Below are 18,508 nucleotides of genomic sequence, written 5' to 3'. Positions count from 1 at the left end.
CGCTTAAGAATAAGGAAATTTTTCTTTATTAAATTATTCATATTCAATATTTTAGATATTTTATTTCATATCTAAAAATTGTTATAATCACTAAAAAATGTCATATATTTGAAAGGCAAAAAAGATCCCATTTTACTCAACCAGGGCCCCAAATGATTTGTTTTTTTGATTTTATATAAAACAAATCAAATTTCTCAGAACTGTAATGCTTACAGTATACATAACCTAATATTTAAATGTATTATTTATAACTTTATGATAACCAATAAGATAAGGCGCCAGGCAGGATCACGTCTGGTCGAATAGCGACTAAATTGATACCAATTTCCCATACACAGAAACAAATTAATCAATAATAAATTCCTTAAAACTTTAAAAAACAGGAGGATAAGTCATGAATCGCATACCATTACTTTTTATATTCTTTATTTTTCTATATACGGGTAACTCATCTGCTCAACTTGCCGGCACATATACTATTGGATCGGGTGGAGATTATGCTAACTTTAATGATGCAGTAACCGCCCTTACCACCAGTGGCGTAAACGGTGCTGTAACCTTTGATGTTTTATCAGGAAATTACAGTGAACAGATTGTTATTCCTGCCATTAGCGGAGCAAGTGCATCCAATACAATAACTTTTCATGCCCAAACTGATAATGCTAACGATGTAATATTACTGCATAATGCCAGTGGTAGCGGAGATAATTATGTCGTCAGGTTGGATGGAGCATCATATATTACTTTTAATACACTGACACTATCTGCATTAGGAACTACTTATGCACGTATCGTTGAAATATTTAATGGATCCCATCATATTACACTTAGTAATTCAGTATTAAATGGATATGAATCAGCTACTACTTCTGCCAATCAATATTTGGTTACAGGTAATAATACATTGATAGAAAATCTGACTGTTGATAACTGTACATTTAACGAAGGATCAATTGGTGTATATCTTCAGGGCGTTAACGGCAGCAATTTGAGCGGATCAAATGTCATACAGAATACGGTATTTAACAGCTTAGGATACTATGCTGTATATACGCAGTATCAAAATGGAATTCATCTGACCGGAAATGAAGTCAGTGCTGGAAATGGTTTTTATCTGCACACCTCACAGGGAGAAATGCAGATTTTGAATAATAAAATCAGTTGTTATGATTACGGCCTTAATATTTATAGCTGTACCGGAGGGAGCAATTTAGTTACAGGTCCGGGACTGATCGCCAATAATATGATCTATACCAGCAATAACTACGGAACCTATATATATGCCAGTAACTACCAGAATTATTACAACAACAGCATTAATATGACTTCCGGTAACAGCGGGACTGTTGGCTTCTATATTTATAGTGGTGGAAATAACAACATTGTAAACAATAGTTTTGTACATATGGGATATGGCGTTGCAGCCCGGATACAGACTTCGGCATCTGTCGGAGAACTGGATTATAATAACTACTTCAGCAATGGCAATTACCTTGTGGAATGGGGAAATGATGGCGTTTACGATCTGCCCGATTTCCAGGCACTAAGCACCAAAGATGCTCATTCAATATCAGTGTTCCCTCATTATACTTCAAACAGCGACCTGCATACCATGACTCCATGGCTGGATGGGAAAGGGACTCACCTGAGCGAGGTCGCCCAGGATTATGACGGGGAAAACCGCGATGGATCAACTCCCGATATTGGTGCTGATGAGTTTACACCTGATGCTGCCAATACAACGCCTCTTGCCGGGCATTATACTATCGGAGGAAGCAGCCCTGACTATGCGTCAATGGCTGATGCGATAGCAGATCTTCTCATTAAAGGGGTTTCTGATTCTGTATTTTTGGATTTCAGAAATGGAAATTACAACGTTCAGCAAACCATCTATACCATTCCGGGTACAACTACGGATATTCCCGTTGTATTTCAATCCGAAACAGGGAACCGTGATAATGTAACCCTGTACTTTTATGCTACAGGTACCGGTGACAATTATATGGTACATTTGCATGGAGCCGATAATATCCATTTCCGTAATCTGGGTTTTTCAGGAAATACCGATAATTCGGCTTACAGCAGAAACATTGCCCTGACCGGTGGTGTGAATAATTTTAAACTGGAAGACTGTAAACTGGCCGGTTCTCAGAACTCTGGTGCCAATGCAGCATTGTTATCCGCACAAACTTCTTTGTATAACTCCAGGCTCATCTCAGGTAACAGTTTCAACGCAGGAGCCTTTGGGGTTTACAGCTCTGGAGTTAATGGAAATATTCATAGTATGAATGCTGTGATTTCAGACAATGAGTTCAGCGACCAGAGAAATTATGCCATCCAGGTACAGTACGAAAATGATGTTTTAATTACTGACAACGTGGTTAATGATCCATCAGGAAACGGCATTTATCTCCATACATGTCATGGCGAAATCAAGGTCCTGAAAAACACGGTTTATTCCAGGGATTATGCGTTAAATATATACAGTTGTACCGGCGGTAATGATTTAGAGACCGGTCCGGGATTAATCGCCAATAATATGTTCTGTGCAAATAACAATTACGGAACCTATATGTATGCCAGCAACTACCAGAATTATTACAACAACAGCATTAATATGACTTCCGGTAACAGCGGGACTGTTGGCTTCTATATTTATAGTGGTGGAAATAACAACATTGTAAACAATAGTTTTGTACATATGGGATATGGCGTTGCAGCCCGGATACAGACTTCGGCATCTGTCGGAGAACTGGATTATAATAACTACTTCAGCAATGGCAATTACCTTGTGGAATGGGGAAATGATGGCGTTTACGATCTGCCCGATTTCCAGGCACTAAGCACCAAAGATGCTCATTCAATATCAGTGTTCCCTCATTATACTTCAAACAGCGACCTGCATACCATGACTCCATGGCTGGATGGGAAAGGGACTCACCTGAGCGAGGTCGCCCAGGATTATGACGGGGAAAACCGCGATGGATCAACTCCCGATATTGGCGCCGATGAATTTACTCCCGATGCCGCCAATACAACGCCTCTTGCCGGACATTATACCATCGGAGGAAGCGGCCCTGATTATGCTTCAATGGCTGATGCTGTAGCAGATCTTCTCATTAAAGGGGTTTCTGATTCTGTATTTTTGGATTTCCGTAACGGGAATTATAGCTTCCAGCAGACTATATACACCGTTCCCGGAACAAGTAAAGACGCCCCCGTTGTTTTCGAGTCAGAATCAGAAAACCGCGATAATGTAACCCTGTATATTTATGCCGAAGACGCCAGTCAAAATTATATTTTACACTTGCACGGTGCGGACTTCATTCATTTACGTAACCTGGGCTTTTCGGGGAACACAAATACCTCGCAATATAGCAGGAACATAGCCCTTACCGGTGGTGTAAACCATTTTAAACTGGAAGATTGTAAACTTAACGGTTCTCAAAATTCGAGTGCCAATGCCGCTTTGTTATCCGCACAAACTTCTTTATATAACTCCCGACTGATTTCAGGCAACAGTTTTAATGGAGGAGCTTTTGGGGTTTACAGCTCGGGAGTAAATGGAAATATACGTAGTATGAATGCTGTTATTTCAAATAATGAATTAACCAATCAGCGTAACTATGCCCTTCAGGTACAGTATGAAGATAGCATATCTATAATGGATAACATGGTAAATGCACCGTCAGGGAACGGTATTTACATGCATACCTGTCATGGTGGAACCAAAGTCCTGAATAATAAGATCTATTCATCAAACTATGGTCTGAATGTCTACAACTGTACGGGAGGTAATAATCTGGAATCCAACCCCGGACTCATCGCTAATAATTTTATTACTTCGGGTAACAATTATAGCACCTATATTTATAGCAGCAGCAATCAGAATTTCTATAATAACAGTATTAACTTAACAGATGGCAATACAAATTCCACTGCATTTTATATTTACTCTGGTGGTAATAATAACATCGTTAATAACATACTTGTTAATAGCAATAGTGGGTTTGCATATTATGTTTATACCGCAGCATCAGTAAATACAAGTGATTATAACGATATTTATTCCAATGGATCTGTTGTTGCTTATTGGGGTGCAAATAAAGCAACACTTACAGATCTCCAGTCTGCAAGCAGCAAAGACGCAAATTCAATATCAATTGATCCGCAGTTTATATCCGGCACTGATTTGCATATCAGAGCCCAGGGCATAGATGGTGCAGGTATACCATTGGCAGATGTCACTACAGATATAGATGGTGAAATACGTGATGAGACAACACCGGATATTGGCGCCGATGAATTTACTTACGGGCTTAACTACGCGCCTGAAATAACTTCAGAACCGGTTATGAATTCCATAGTACAGCACCTTTACGAGTATCAGGTTACAGCAACAGATAATAATGGTGACGAATTGTCGTATAGCCTGACTGCAGCGCCTGCATTCCTTGGCGTAGATGCTTCTGGTCTGATTTCCGGAACACCTTCATCAGGTGATGTAGGAGACCATACTGTGGTAGTAGAGGTAACTGACGGAAATGGTGGAAGCGATACCCAGACGTTTACACTGCATGTTGAATTGAATGTTGGACTTGATGATGTAAATTCAGGAACTCCTTCAAATTACATGTTGTATCACAACTATCCTGATCCGTTCAGGAATACAACTTATATTAAGTATGACCTGCCGGTATCAGATTATGTAAAACTGGAAGTTTATGATATCAACGGAAGATTGATTAAACAACTGGTTAGCAGCAGACAAGATGCTGGATCCTATACAGTTCCATTCAGTGCAGAAACCCTACAGGATGGAATATATTTATACAGGATTAATATTGGCCGGTTCAGTGCAGTACAAAAAATGATTCTAAACAGGTAAAACTTTCCAATAATCTTGATTTTAAGTAAAACAGTCATACAATTTGTGTGGCTGTTTTTTTTATTATTAAGATCAGAAACCTTGTCGAATGATAAGAGCCGAGCTGATACCAAATAGTATTATCGAAAAGCTAATAGCAACCGCAATACCGATCAGAAGTTTACCATGCCACTTTTTAGGGCATAAATAAAGCCCTGAACGTAACAAATACATTAAATTGAAATAAAATATTAAATTGCAGGGTTTAAATTTTGTGTATTAAATGAAGATTGTCCCGCATTATTTATACACCGTACTGGCATATGCAGTATTACATACGCTGACTGCAGTTAGTGTTTTGTTAAGCCTGCTTTTTCATGGTCTGAAAATGGATAAGGCCATGAATACGGTTATTCATTTATGGGCAAGAGGATCGTTTCTGATCATCGGGAAACGACTTCATGCAGAGGGCATGGAAAACTTTGAAAAAGGGAAAAAGTATATATTAATGGCCAACCACACAAGCATGTTCGACATTATGGGAATTATGTCAGTGTTCCCTGGAGTGGCCTGGTTTGGGAAAGAATATCTTGTGAAAATACCGGTTTTCGGAACTCTGTTGCGTGGAATAAATTATGTTCCCATGAGAACAACCGATTTGAGGAATACCAAAGAAATGGTTGGTAAGTTGATTAGTCATACGCATGATCACACCGTGGCAATTTTCCCCGAAGGAACACGAACCATCACCGGAGAACTCAATAAATTCAGAAAAGGTTTTTTGCATGTTCTAAAAGCCAGTGAAAGGGACATATTACCCGTTAGCCTTATCGGTTTTTTTGAATTCAAACCCAAAAACCGTTTTTATTTCAGATACAGAGTAAGGTTAACCGTTAAAATTCACAAACCTCTGCTTTATTCTGAATTAAAAGAATTAAGCGACACTGAAATAACTAACCTGGTTCAGTCGCGCATTGAATCAGTATTACCAACGTATAAAACTGCATAACTGTGGAAATTTCTAATCAATGGGCATTTATTATAAATCCTGTGGCCGGAAACGGACATTCTCTCGAAGTCGAAAAGGACCTAATGGCCCAGCTGAAAAAAAGAAATATTGAAGCAAAACTGGTCAGAACAGAAAGGAAAAACCATGCAAAAAAATTGGTTAAAGAACTTGCTGAAAAAGGCTTTAATATAATTGTGGCAGTTGGAGGTGACGGAACTTTTAATGAAGTTGGAAGTGCAGTAACTAATTTTCCAGACGTTATTATAGGATTGATACCGGCCGGAACGGGTAACGATTTTGCTCAGATTATTGGTCAAAACGAGAATTTTACGGAAAATGACTGGGATATTTTCTTCGAAGCAAATACAAAAAAAATGGATGTGGGCCGTTGTAACGGAAATATGTTCTTTAATGGCATGGGACTTGGATTTGATGCTCAGGTTGCCTCTGAAAATTATATCACTCCGGATCAGGTCAAAGAAAGAAGTAAAAACCTTTACGTATGGCACATTTTAAAAAATCTGCTGTTTTATAAAGAACGGATCTTTAAAACGTCAACCAATGGTGAAATGCATGAAACACTTGGTTTTATGAATACCATTGCAATTGGCAGAAGATTTGCCGGAGGTTATCTCATTACCCCTAAAGCACTTGCAAACGACGGGTTATTAGATGTTTGCATGGTTGGAAAGGTTAGTCTCCCTGAACGTTTAAATATACTATTGAAAGTTCCCAAAGGAAGGCATTTGGATCACAAAAAGGTGACCTGTTATACAACCGATAAAATGGTTATTGAGGTTAATAAGAAATCAGCATATCATCTGGATGGTGAACTGTTTTTCGATACCCGTTTTGAAATTGATATTTTGCCTGGGAAAGTAAATATTATCTATAATCCTCATGGAAACCATTTTTTCACGGATTCAAACAATTAGGTGAATGCATAAAAATTATATCGCTTTCTTTGATCTTGATGAAACCATTCTGACTGTAAACAGTGGCAGAATTCTGGTTAAGGAATGTTACCGGAATGGGATAATGTCGCGTGGCGATTTATTGAAAGCCTACTGGCTCTCCGTCTTACACAAACTAAAAATAAAAAGCAGCAGGCGTTCCTCCCTGTCTATGATAAAATGGCTAAAGGGCACAGAAGCGAAGTTTATGCAGGAATTTACAGACAAAGTAGTCGATGAACAACTTATTTCTTTTATTCGCCCTGAAATAATGGAAGAGATCCAGACGCACCGCAAAAGCGGAGGCAGAATTGTCATGCTTTCAGCAGCACTGACCTTCATTGTAAAACCAATTGCTGAGTATCTAAAATTCGACGATTATATCTGTTCTGATCCGGAAGTTGAAAACGGACATTATACGGGGAAGCCCAATGGCCCTGTATGTATAGAAGATGAAAAGGAAAAACAGATCAGGGAATATTGCCAGCGGTACAAGGTAGAATTACCGGACGTTTGGTTTTACGGCGACTCATGGTCCGACAGGTTTGCCCTCAATGTTGTGGGGAATCCGGTATGTGTTCAGCCTGACAGCCGCTTATTAAAACTTTCCCGAGATAATAAATGGAGGGTGATTGAATAGAATGCCATTGATCATATAAGAATATTTTGAAAAAACGAGGTTTAACACCGTACTTCGACTGGCTCAGTATCCGACACCTGAATTTAACTATTACAAACTATTTTAAGGGTTTTAACACCCTCTTCCTCATTGCAATCGGAATTCACCCAGTTAATACTTTTGTCGCATCAAAAGTATTCAAAAATGCTTGCTGCAAAGAACCGCAACAACTTACCCGTATCATTTTATTAGCAAGATTTCCTCCGCTTTAATCCGCACCCTTTTCAGCGGCCAACGCACGATTAAAGTAATTTAATCAATATCCTAAATGAAGTGATGACGGCTATGGCTCGCAGGGAAAATACGGAACGAAATGAAATTCAGTATCCTGCGGCATTATGAGCCTTCCTGCGGCCTTGTGTCCCATCCTGTGACACAATCAGCTCTTCCACGATGAACAGGAAACAAAAATTTTCCGGCAGGAAGCAAAAAGCAGCTAACAGGATGCCTTATACACTTTTCCGGAAACCCCAAAATTTAAACAGGACGGGTAAAACTTTTACTGGAAGCGCTGATTTTTTTTACCGTATGTGGTTTTTTATGGCAGGGATTTTCTCACAATTTTAACAATACGCCTGTAGACAATTTCTGCCAGGGACCATTCGTATCCATCAAAATTTGTTGTATTTACAAACTGAATGACTACAGCATCAATGTCTTTATGGTATTTTGCAATACTTTGGTAGCCCGGAATTAAACCAGTATGTCCGTATTTGTATATAGAGGAATAGATGTCCTGTTCACCTTCATCAAATAATGAGCCATCGTTTAATGCCCTCAGAAATATACCCACATCTTCTGCTGTTGCAACCATTGAACCATAATCAACTGCCTTTATATCCTCGCTAACGCCAACATAATAGCCACTCATCACATCATCCATATTCACATCATGAATTGAGCCAAATGTATGTGTTAGTCCAAGACGATCAAGAATTTTCTCCCTGATGTACTGAAAGTTACTTAGTCCGGATACCCTTTCTATGATTTCAGAGATAAGCAAATAATTCGTATTTGAATATTCATAACCTTCACCCGGTTCAAAACTAGCTGGTAAATCAAATACGCGTTCAAGCGCTTCCTTGCTGTTTTTGGGTGGGTCGATCCAAAAGTTCGAAGTGTTTGTGAAATTCGGTATGCCACTGCGATGCTCCACCATCATTCTTAAAGTTATCTTATCTGCATTTTCAATCCTTCCCACCAGTTCGGGCATATAAAAAGCAAGCGTGCTATCAAGGGACAAACTACCATTGCGTACCAGTTTGGTGATCGCAACGGCCTCATATAACTTACCGACGCTGGCAATCTTAAATAAGGCATGCGGATCGGCCGGAATCTTATTCTCCCGGTCCTTCCATCCTGCAGCGTAAAAGGCAGGTTCCCTACCTGCCTCATCCACATAGACAATCATACCATCAAATCCGTATTCATTAACAGCATCATTCATTTGCTCCTGCACTGTGTCAGGTATTGGTGTTATAAGGAGTCTTACCAAAATCCAGGGAACAAAAAACATAGAGACAATGGTACCAACTGCCAGTGCTATTCTGATAATAAGAATGCTTTTTTTCTTTTTCATTGGTTAAAGATTCAGATCACAATAGTGAAAAATCCTCCGTCCCGAAAAATCGGGACACCTCCTTTCAGGCAAGGAGGACTGTTACCTACGAATTGCAGGTTTCGAAATCCCCCGTCATGACCGAAATGTCATGACGGGGGATTTTTACAGCTATAAACTGTTACAGCCCAATTATATTCTTATATCGAACTGACATTAATTTTAAAGAACTTTATCGTTTTTCGTATGCCGGACGTTCAGGCATTTTAAAGCTGTCCGGGCTGTTCAGTTCTTTCATGACTTCCTTAATAGCAACATCCAGTTGTTCATCGTCACCTTTTGCCAGTTTCTGATAGTCCTGCGGCACTTTAATATCAGGATCAACGCCATGGCCCTCTTTAAACCATTTACCATCCGGATCGTACATACGGAATGTCGGTACCGTAATGCTACCATTATCGATCAGGGTTGGTGCCCCACTGATACCAATTAAACCACCCCATGTGCGTGTTCCGATAAGCGGACCCAGGCCACTTTTGCGGAAATAATCCGGAAAGGCATCACCACCTGAACCACTGAAGCCATTAATCAACATTACTTTAGGTCCGTAGTTGGCAGCCGGTGGCCATTGCCAGTCCTTACCATCTCTTACGGCAAAGAATGCCAGAGGTTTCCGGTTCAGCAGCTCTACAAAACGATCCGGAATTTGTCCACCACTGTTAAAGCGTTCGTCAATAATAAATCCTTCTTTAGCGATTTGACCATAATACTGCCTGATCAACTCATTCTGACCGTCAACACCGGTACTGCGCACATACACATACCCGATTTTGCCATTTGTAGCCTTATCCACTTTCTCGCGGTTGCTTTCTATCCAGGCCAGATGGCGCAGGCGGGTTTCATCATTCATTAGTTTCACCACCACTTTTTTCGCCTCTTTCATATTAGGTTCATTGTTAACTGTCAGCTGGACAGTTGCGTCTGCCAGTCCCTGAAATGCAGCCGAAATGGGCTTGGTGACATCCATTTTCTGTCCGTTAACGGCCAGGATATAATCGCCTTCTTTAACACCTGTTCCAGGCTCATCCAATGGCGAATGCACTTCGATATCCCAGGGAGCACCCTTAATAATTTTATGAATACGGAATGCTCCGTTTTCAACTTTCATATCTGCCCCCAGATAGCCAACATTAATCTGAGATGCCCTGTCCATATCACCACCGCCATTGTACGTATGCGACGCATTCAGCTCTGCAATCAGATCGCCGATGATAATGTTCACATCATTTCTTGAATTGGCCTGATCCACAAGCTTTCCATAATGTGTCTTCATGTAATTCCAGTCGACACCGTGCATGTTAGGATCGTAGAAGTAATCGCGTTCAATGCGCCATACATCGTTGAAGATCTGCTTCCATTCCTCCTTAGGTATAACTTCCATGGCCATATCCTGTGTTGGAACAGTTTTTTCAATCTTCTGATCCGGTCCCACACCGATCACGGCCATTTTACCATTCTGCATAACAAGAATCTTTTTGCCATCTGCCGTTACCGTATACTGAGACACCATTGGAACAATCGTCTTTACCTCCCTCTCCTTGATATCGTAATATTTCAACTCTGGTTTTTCTCCTTCGGCTGATCCCGCATTCGGATAGCGAACAAATAACAACTTTCCTTCTGCGGCTGCCAGCCGGCCCAAATTACCCGGTTTAATATCAAGCATTTCCGCACGCTGTTCAAATCCATCCATGTCTATTTTTACAGGCTCAACCTTATCTTCCTTTTCTTCCTCCTTATCGCCTTTCTTATCTTTTTTCTGCTTTTCAGCTTTGTCATCCTTTTTAGCATCTTTCTCATCGGCTTTGGCAACATCGTTTTTAGGAGCCAGCAACGATTCACCGTCGGTCGTCAACGTAGCAACGGCAATTTTAGTAGAATTCGGATAGATAAATGTATTATCCAGATCGGAATATACCGGATCGAAAGACCTGTTGGTACTGAAGAATAAGTATTTCCCATCAGTACTGAATACAGGACTTGCATCGGAATAATATCCGGATGTAAGCTGCGATACCTTTTTGTTTTCGATGTCGTATACAAAAATGGCCGTTAGTAAGCGGGTATCAACACTCCGTGAATAAGTAATCCATTTGCTGTCGGGTGACCACGAAACACGGAAACCGCGCAGATTACCTTCGTACATATATTTACCCTTATCGAATTTTACTACTTTTCCAGAGGCCACATCATAGTAACACATATTCATGGCCTGATCCACAAACGCCAGTTTTTTACTGTCCGGCGACCAGAAAATATCATAACGGAAACCATTTGCAAAACTGGTCACCGTTTTGGGTTCACTATTACCCGTCATGTCACGCAACATCAACTGGTATTCTCCTGATGCATCGCTCCAGTAAGCCAGCGTGTTTCCATCAGGTGACCAGGCTGGATTGCGTTCAGCTACACCAGGTGTCTGAGTCAGGTCAGAAACAAAGCCTTCGGTAGCAGGTACATCAAACAATTCTCCCCTTGCCATTACCACTACCCTGTTTCCATCGGGTGAAACAGTAGCTGACTGAATATATTTATCCGCCTTTTTCAGTTGAGGAATCAAGCTGATTTGATCCGAAACAACATTGATGTTAAGTTCTTCCGATTTCTCTGAAGCCATATTGTAGAGATAGAGCTTCCCTCCTGCCTCAAACACAATATCTGTTTTGCTGTTTCCCGGAAAGGTAATATCGTAATCCTTGAAATGGGTTAACTGTGTATTTTTCTTCGTTGTCAGATCATATTTCCAGATGTTATTCTTTTCATTTGGTCCGGCATCAGACATGTAATAAATGATGTTTCCTACCCACATCGGCAACTCATCGTTGGCATCGTTGTTGGTAATATTTTCTGATGCATACGTTGTCAGATCGAACACGGTGATATCAGGCGCCATGCCACCACGGTAACGTTTCCAGTTCCGGTTCACCCTTGAGATATCTGTAAAGGCCAGTTTCTTTCCATCGGGTGAAAACGACGCATAAAACCCATAAGGAACGGGCAGTTTTGTCGGCGATCCACCTGCAACAGGAATGGTAAAAAACTGGGCAAACCTCTGCCTTCCACTTTCACGCGATGAAGCAAATAATACGGATTTCCCATCCGGTGTCCAGCCCAGTACAACATCACCCATGCCATGGTAGGTCAAACGTTCGGGAATACCTCCTTTCACCGGAATGACATATACGTCGCTGTTGCCCTGATAATTAGCTGTATAAGCGATCATACTGCCATCGGGTGAAAATTTAGGATACCGTTCAGGTCCTTCAGGCGAACTTAAACGTGTTGCCGTACCACCCGCCTTTGGCGCAACCCATACGTCATCGCCATAAACAAAACAAACCTGAGTATCAGATACATCAGGATACTGCATTAAACTTGCACTGATCTGTGCGTCTGCTATACCATAAACGGCAAGCAGAAAAAGTAATGTGATTAATTTTCTCATTTGTATGTATGTGTTAGTGATGATTACATTCTAAAATTACGGGAAATATGTGTAAATGTTACATGATATAACATAGGGAAATGATGATTTGTTGAAATATGGGTAAACATATTACCTGACTTGCCCCGGTTCGGACAACTTGTAGGAATTTGGTTATCTGCTGCTAATTAAACTTTTGGATAAAGAGGGAAAATTTGACGTCACTTATTGCCTTGAATAAGGCTCCGTATTATATCAAAAAGTATCAACAAAATTATTATAAAATCTAATATACTATGCTGATATGGCCGACAAGAGCCTTTTCAGGAAGTTGTGTTGAAGTGCACGGCCAGGTTTTAATTTTGCTGAAACTTTTCTATCATAGTGCCACTCCTTCGGAGTTATTTCTACGTCATCTGCAGAAACTTTTTTTATGTACTCAAAAAACCTCTCTCCCTGGCGGAAGAAAGGTTTTTTAAGACTTTATTATTTCATATCAGTCAGAGCCTCTTTCACTGCCTGAGAAAGCGGCGTTGTTGGTCTGCCAAGAACGGTTGAAAGCTGGTGCGACTCATCGTAAAGATCACCATGCGATGCACTCACATCCCAGTTTGCGATAGCATCAGAAATACCCTGTGGTAAGCCTGCCTGGTTCAATACTTGAGCATATTCATCTTCCGGTAAGTTGCTATATGGAATACTTCTCCCCGATTGTTTTGAAACTTCCTCCGCTAAATCAGATAAAGTGTAGGAATCATCACCCGCAAATTCAAAAATCTTACCTTTATTTTCTTCATTGGTTAAAACGATAGCAGCTGCTTCAGCAAAGTCTTCGCGTGTGGCTGATGAAATTTTTCCGTCGCCTGCACTACCGATCAAAGTTCCTGCTGCCAACGCATTGCCAAGAGAACCGGTATAATTTTCCGTGTACCATCCATGACGCAAAATAGTGTAAGATATTCCTGAATCCATAATGCCCTTTTCTGTCGCCACATGTTCGCCTGCCAGATTAATTGTTGATGTATCTGCCCGTAAAAGACTGGTGTACACAATCCATTTAACACCGGCTTTTTTTGCTGCATTTATTACGTTGGTGTGTTGCTTAACACGTTTCCCAATTTCACTGGCAGATATCAATAAAAGGTTATCAATACCTTTAAGTTGATCCACTAAACTCTCCGGGTTATCATAATTGAACTCACGTGCTTCAACACCCAAATCCGAAGCTTTATCTGTATTCCTAACCAATGCTACGATATCGTCCGACGGCGTTCTTTTTTTCAGTTGCTCAATAACTTTGCGCCCCAACTGACCAGTCGCTCCTGTGATTGCAGTTTTCATGATTAATATTTTCTTATGAATACAATTATGAAGGAACTTTGGATTACGGCTTTAATTACTTTTAGTAATCATTAACACACTAAGTAATATGGGATATCGCATTAATCAAATAATATCTATACCATAGACTGCATTCTGTCCTTTTCTTTTTTTTTAACTAATCAGCCATTCAGCTATGGCGACAAGTTTTTTCAGGAAACTGCATTGCACTGTGTGGCCATTTTTAGTTGAATTATAGTTTTTCTACCATGATGTCGCTCCTTTTGAGCTGGTTATGTGGAAATTGAGAACGCCCTTAATCCACTATCACCCTTCGGTAAGCCACCCCGTTTCCCTCCGTGAATATTTTAATTAAATACACACCTGACGAAAAATCATCTAATTTACATTTTACTGAATAAGGATTATTGACAGGAAAATCACCAATGATTACCCCGTTCATGGAACAAATCTCAACTTTTTGTATAGCCTGATCCGATTCTACATAAAGCCAGCCAGATGCCGGGTTTGGGAAAACCCGTAAAATAAAATCGTTTACAACAAGTCCCTGATTTACAGTATTGGTCGCTTCCGGCATATTAGTATCCAACCAGTTAAGACGTGTTCCAATCCAATTCTTAAATTTGATGATCTCACCGGCAAAAGTAGTTGGCTGATAATCCGACTCCGGTGATCCTACATTTATGCCAAGAATTGGCCAGCGTTTATAATGCCGTTGCTGTGCTTCATCAACCAGCAAAGCAACAGAGTCGATATAATGATACAGGTAATCTTCACTCAAAATATTTTTACGGAGATACCAGTACCGGTTTGCGGCATCCTGCTTAAAATCAGGATCCTGCATCAGTCGTTCAATCCAGCCTGCCGGGGTTGGTCTTGGATGACAGATGCTTCCAATCTGGTATGCCCATCCTGAACCATCCGTGGCATTGAACAAGGTACAGCCGTCAATCAGATTTTTCCAGGCCCAGTCATAATCCCATACCGGTCCGGAATGGATCAGGCCATCTTTACTGTCCTTATCCTTATAATAGTATTTACTCTTTTTATAAGCATCCACATTCCGTGTAAGCTCTCCCATGATAAAATAGTCAATAAAGGAATTTACGTCCAGGTAACTGGAATAACCGGTTTTTGGATCAGCAAAATTATTTCCGTATAACACCGATTCCATCGAACTTACAAATGCCTGGATATAAGCTTTCTGTTCGACAGTTATTTCATCATATTCCGGATCGTGATAGACATAATGAACGGTGGCACCCGGATTGCCAACCGGTGAATAATCGCCCACCCAGCTATCCTCATCGGAAAAATAATCTACTTTAAAAATATAACCTCCGGTAATACTATCTCCCGCGTTGTCATCTGCATCCAGTTTGGCAATATCCACCCTTCCATCATCACGCTTTATACGCTCCGTAAAAATGTATATCCCATCATACATACCATTAATGCTCACCTCACAGAATTTTGTTCTTGGCGCATAATGTCCCATCTCTCGAAACAGTTTAAAAGCCAGCGTATTGCGCACGAACACTTTATCATTATAGTTTGCCAGTAAGATCCAGTCATTTTCCTTAGGCATATCAAAAATCTTCACATTATTATTGGAACCGTCTGCAAGTCGCGTTTCAATGCCGTAAGGCTTCTGCGGATAACCGGAAGAGGCTGCACCACGAATCTCAATACCTGTAATGCCATCATATTCATTTCCGGTATCGCTCACATTATTTCGTGATCCATCGGTGTGACTGACGATTTTCATATTTGCTGTCACCTTGGGTTCATCAGGAATTGTTACGCCATTTTCGGTAGTTATAACAACAACAGGTAAATTTGAGGATGTAAAGATCGTCGGCTCAGTGAACCAGTTGGGTGTTGTACCATAGGTTTGATCCTGAATATTAACTCCTACCAACAAAAACGGAATTGCACTCATATCTGATGATGTTGCTGTTGTATTATGAACCTGAATAGCCAGCACATTGGTGCCTTCGTTCAATACTGCGTTTAAAATATCAGCGTTGATCACAAATTCTTCAGGCGCATTTCCATCTTTCATTATGGCTTCATGACTGGAACCTGTTTGATTAAAGGCTGGTGGTGTACCGTCAATTCCCGATCGTGCAATTTCGGTTCCATTTAAATATGCTACAAAAGCATCATCATAATCCATATTCAAAACTGCTGTTTCAATAATAGATTTATCAGCAATTTCAAATGATTTTCTCATGTAGAAAGAAATGGTTGAAGCTATCACAGTATTATCATCATTGTCACCATAACCAATGCCGCCATTTCCCAGCTCCCATGATGAATCATCAAAATCAACAGTATTCCAGGTTGCAGCAGGTTCAGAAATGCCTACAAAATAATGCCATGTATCTTCAGCATAAATAATGGTCTCATAATGATCAACCTGAGGAAAAGCGGGAATTACACTAAATAAAATTGCAAGTAGTACTAAAATATAAGGTTTCATACCACAAATATAGAAAACAGAACATGTTAAATATACTGATTTCACTATTTGTATAGAAATTACCTAACTCTTAAAATAAAACAGACTAACGATCAAAAACTATAATCAATTAACTATTGTATGAATGCACTGTTTACATCTAAATTTTTATCTTTATCTCGAATATTTTTCTGATTATGATTCGTTTATATACTTGTTTTTTCACCGGTATGCTGTTGCTTCTTTCACTGAAAATTAGTGGCGAAACTAACAGCTTTAATTCTATGTCAAAGCGGGAGCAGGTAAATTCACTGGCGACCCAATGCTGGCAGAACCGAGAAAAACAGACTGACAAAGCTATTGAATATGGCATGGAAGGCATTAAAATAGCAAAAGAAGAAGGCTACACAAAAGAATTAGGAAAACTATACAACTATATCGGGGTCATCTACCAGCATTATAAGTTTGATATTTCCAAAGCTATTTATTACTATGATCTCGGTCTGCCTTATTGCATTAAAGCAAATGATTCTGAAGAAATTGCCTATTTATTTAATAACCTTGGTGATGCATTTTACATCACCGGTAATGTTCCGCTAGCCCTTGAATACACTCAAAAATCAATGGATCTTTTTCAAAAAACTAAAAATGAGCGTGGTATTGCATACAGTTATATTAATATGGGGGAACTAAACCGGGTGAAGGGGGAATATGCTACATCTCTTAATTATTTCAATAAAGCTATAAATATCCGCAAAAAACTGAACGATTCAATTGGCATTGCTTCTGCCTATCTTGAGCTTGGGCATACCTTATTTTTAATGGATAAAAAAGATGACGCACTCTATAATTACAGTCTTTCCCTCGAAAAAAACAGAGAACTGAATAATATTAATTTCATGGCGTATTCCATGCAGGGAATTGGCAAAATATACCTTGAAATTGACAATATTGATTCCGCAATATATTTTTACCATACAGCACTTGATTTATGTAAATCACGAAATAATCTATCCGGGATAATTAACAGCCAACTCGGTATGGCAAAAGCACTGGCTTTATCTGGAAATATAACTGAAGGAGAAAACTTCCTTAATAAAGCACTGCAAAACGCTAAAATTTCAGGTATAAGTAGAGATATACTTAGCGTGTATAAAACCAGAGGGCAATTTTATCAGCAACAGAACCAGTATAGAAAAGCTACCGAAGATTATGAGAATTATGTTGAAGTTTATGATTCCCTTTTTACGGCACTTCAATATGCAACATTGAATGATATAAGAGATCGTTATCTGATAACCAGTCAACTGAACTCGGCTACCGAAACTTTAAAAATGAAAAAGAAGGTTCAGATATACGCAATAATTTTTATTATTATCCTTATTATTTTTTCGGTAATCCTTTTTTTCAGAAATCAGAAAATATCAAGACTTAGCTCTGAAATTATCAAATCGAACGATACAAAGGATAAAATATTTTCTATCATTTCGCACGATATGATAAGTCCCTTTAATATACTCATTGGATCTTCGGGGTTGCTTATCGAGAACCTGAAAAAGAATGACGTTGAAAATGCGATGAACCATGGTCAGATTATTCAGCAAACATCAGAACGGACATTTCAGTTGATCTCAAACCTTTTGAGCTGGGCACGCTCGCAACAAAAAAGAATTGTCCCGTATAAAAGGAATTTTGATTTGTCTGTTTTGCTTCACGAAGTAAATGCAATGTTTGAAAATTTGGCCAACTATAAAAACATCACTGTAGATATTGTAACAGAGAATAATCTTATTATAAAAGCTGACAAAAACCTACTTCAAATAGTTATCGCAAATCTGTTAAACAATGCCCTGAAGTTTTCATATACTGGCGAAAAAGTTGAAATGAGAGCGCAACAGATGCCAGATCATGTAAAAGTTTCCATAAAAGACCATGGTATTGGCATTAAAACCGAAACACTAACCATGATTTTTAGCGGACAGGATATTGAAAGTACGGCAGGCACTAAAAATGAAAGAGGCACGGGATTAGGGCTTATCCTGTGCAGAGAATTTATTGAAATGCATGGCGGCACAATTCACGTAAAAAGTAAACCTGGCGAAGGATCCGAATTTTGGTTTAACATACCTGCCTGACAAAAAACCAGTGTTCTG

9 protein-coding genes are annotated in these 18,508 nt (G+C 39.6%); 5 read left to right on the top strand and 4 right to left on the bottom strand.

Translation table 11 applies throughout. From position 1 onward, the window contains the following. Positions 1 to 394: 394 nt before the first annotated feature. The 4 genes from ACE01N_RS09115 (at position 395) to ACE01N_RS09100 (ending at position 7,469) form a co-directional block, all read left to right on the top strand. Complete coding sequence (locus ACE01N_RS09115; protein ID WP_380587448.1) at positions 395 to 4,888, top strand: right-handed parallel beta-helix repeat-containing protein; 4,494 nt, start codon at positions 395 to 397, stop codon at positions 4,886 to 4,888. Positions 4,889 to 5,150: 262 nt separating this feature from the next. Continuing rightward, positions 5,151 to 5,876, top strand: a complete 726-nt coding sequence (locus ACE01N_RS09110) for a lysophospholipid acyltransferase family protein (protein WP_380587445.1) — start codon at positions 5,151 to 5,153, stop codon at positions 5,874 to 5,876. A 2-nt stretch (positions 5,877 to 5,878) separates the two neighbouring features. Then, a complete protein-coding gene (locus ACE01N_RS09105; protein WP_380587442.1) occupies positions 5,879 to 6,811 on the top strand; it encodes a diacylglycerol/lipid kinase family protein in 933 nt (310 codons plus the stop codon). 4 nt (positions 6,812 to 6,815) lie between these two features. Beyond that, positions 6,816 to 7,469 (top strand): HAD family hydrolase, encoded by a 654-nt coding sequence (locus tag ACE01N_RS09100; protein ID WP_380587439.1) that lies wholly within the window; start codon positions 6,816 to 6,818, stop codon positions 7,467 to 7,469. Between the two features lie 577 nt (positions 7,470 to 8,046). Here ACE01N_RS09100 and ACE01N_RS09095 read toward each other — a convergent pair. From ACE01N_RS09095 to ACE01N_RS09080, 4 genes are all read right to left on the bottom strand, one after another. Further along, complete coding sequence (locus ACE01N_RS09095; protein ID WP_380587436.1) at positions 8,047 to 9,087, bottom strand: serine hydrolase domain-containing protein; 1,041 nt, start codon at positions 9,085 to 9,087, stop codon at positions 8,047 to 8,049. A gap of 211 nt (positions 9,088 to 9,298) precedes the next feature. Next, positions 9,299 to 12,571, bottom strand: coding sequence for a S41 family peptidase (locus tag ACE01N_RS09090; protein WP_380587433.1), 3,273 nt, complete (start codon positions 12,569 to 12,571; stop codon positions 9,299 to 9,301). 465 nt (positions 12,572 to 13,036) lie between these two features. Then, entirely contained in the window at positions 13,037 to 13,891 is an 855-nt protein-coding gene (locus ACE01N_RS09085) for an SDR family oxidoreductase (RefSeq protein WP_380587430.1), read from the bottom strand. Between the two features lie 295 nt (positions 13,892 to 14,186). Further along, complete coding sequence (locus tag ACE01N_RS09080) at positions 14,187 to 16,376, bottom strand: CotH kinase family protein (RefSeq protein WP_380587427.1); 2,190 nt, start codon at positions 16,374 to 16,376, stop codon at positions 14,187 to 14,189. A gap of 176 nt (positions 16,377 to 16,552) precedes the next feature. Here ACE01N_RS09080 and ACE01N_RS09075 point away from each other — a divergent pair, with 176 nt between their 5' ends. Then, the gene (locus tag ACE01N_RS09075) at positions 16,553 to 18,490 is read left to right on the top strand and encodes a tetratricopeptide repeat-containing sensor histidine kinase (protein WP_380587424.1); all 1,938 of its coding nucleotides are present in this window, start codon (positions 16,553 to 16,555) and stop codon (positions 18,488 to 18,490) included. Positions 18,491 to 18,508: the final 18 nt, after the last annotated feature.

The organism is Quyinboa ferrireducens (genome assembly GCF_042436675.1).
Classification (GTDB): domain Bacteria; phylum Bacteroidota; class Bacteroidia; order Bacteroidales; family UBA5342; genus JBHJHP01.
Note: the sequence above shows the minus strand (reverse complement) of the source record. Positions and strands in the feature narration are given on the sequence as shown.

What these genes read in the sequence shown, in the direction of transcription:
- ACE01N_RS09095 (WP_380587436.1), bottom strand. Translation starts at nt 9,087, where the DNA reads ATGAAAAAGAAAAAAAGCATTCTTATTATCAGAATAGCACTGGCAGTT.
- ACE01N_RS09090 (WP_380587433.1), bottom strand. Translation starts at nt 12,571, where the DNA reads ATGAGAAAATTAATCACATTACTTTTTCTGCTTGCCGTTTATGGTATA.
- ACE01N_RS09075 (WP_380587424.1), top strand. Translation starts at nt 16,553, where the DNA reads ATGATTCGTTTATATACTTGTTTTTTCACCGGTATGCTGTTGCTTCTT.
- ACE01N_RS09115 (WP_380587448.1), top strand. Translation starts at nt 395, where the DNA reads ATGAATCGCATACCATTACTTTTTATATTCTTTATTTTTCTATATACG.
- ACE01N_RS09100 (WP_380587439.1), top strand. Translation starts at nt 6,816, where the DNA reads ATGCATAAAAATTATATCGCTTTCTTTGATCTTGATGAAACCATTCTG.
- ACE01N_RS09080 (WP_380587427.1), bottom strand. Translation starts at nt 16,376, where the DNA reads ATGAAACCTTATATTTTAGTACTACTTGCAATTTTATTTAGTGTAATT.
- ACE01N_RS09085 (WP_380587430.1), bottom strand. Translation starts at nt 13,891, where the DNA reads ATGAAAACTGCAATCACAGGAGCGACTGGTCAGTTGGGGCGCAAAGTT.
- ACE01N_RS09110 (WP_380587445.1), top strand. Translation starts at nt 5,151, where the DNA reads ATGAAGATTGTCCCGCATTATTTATACACCGTACTGGCATATGCAGTA.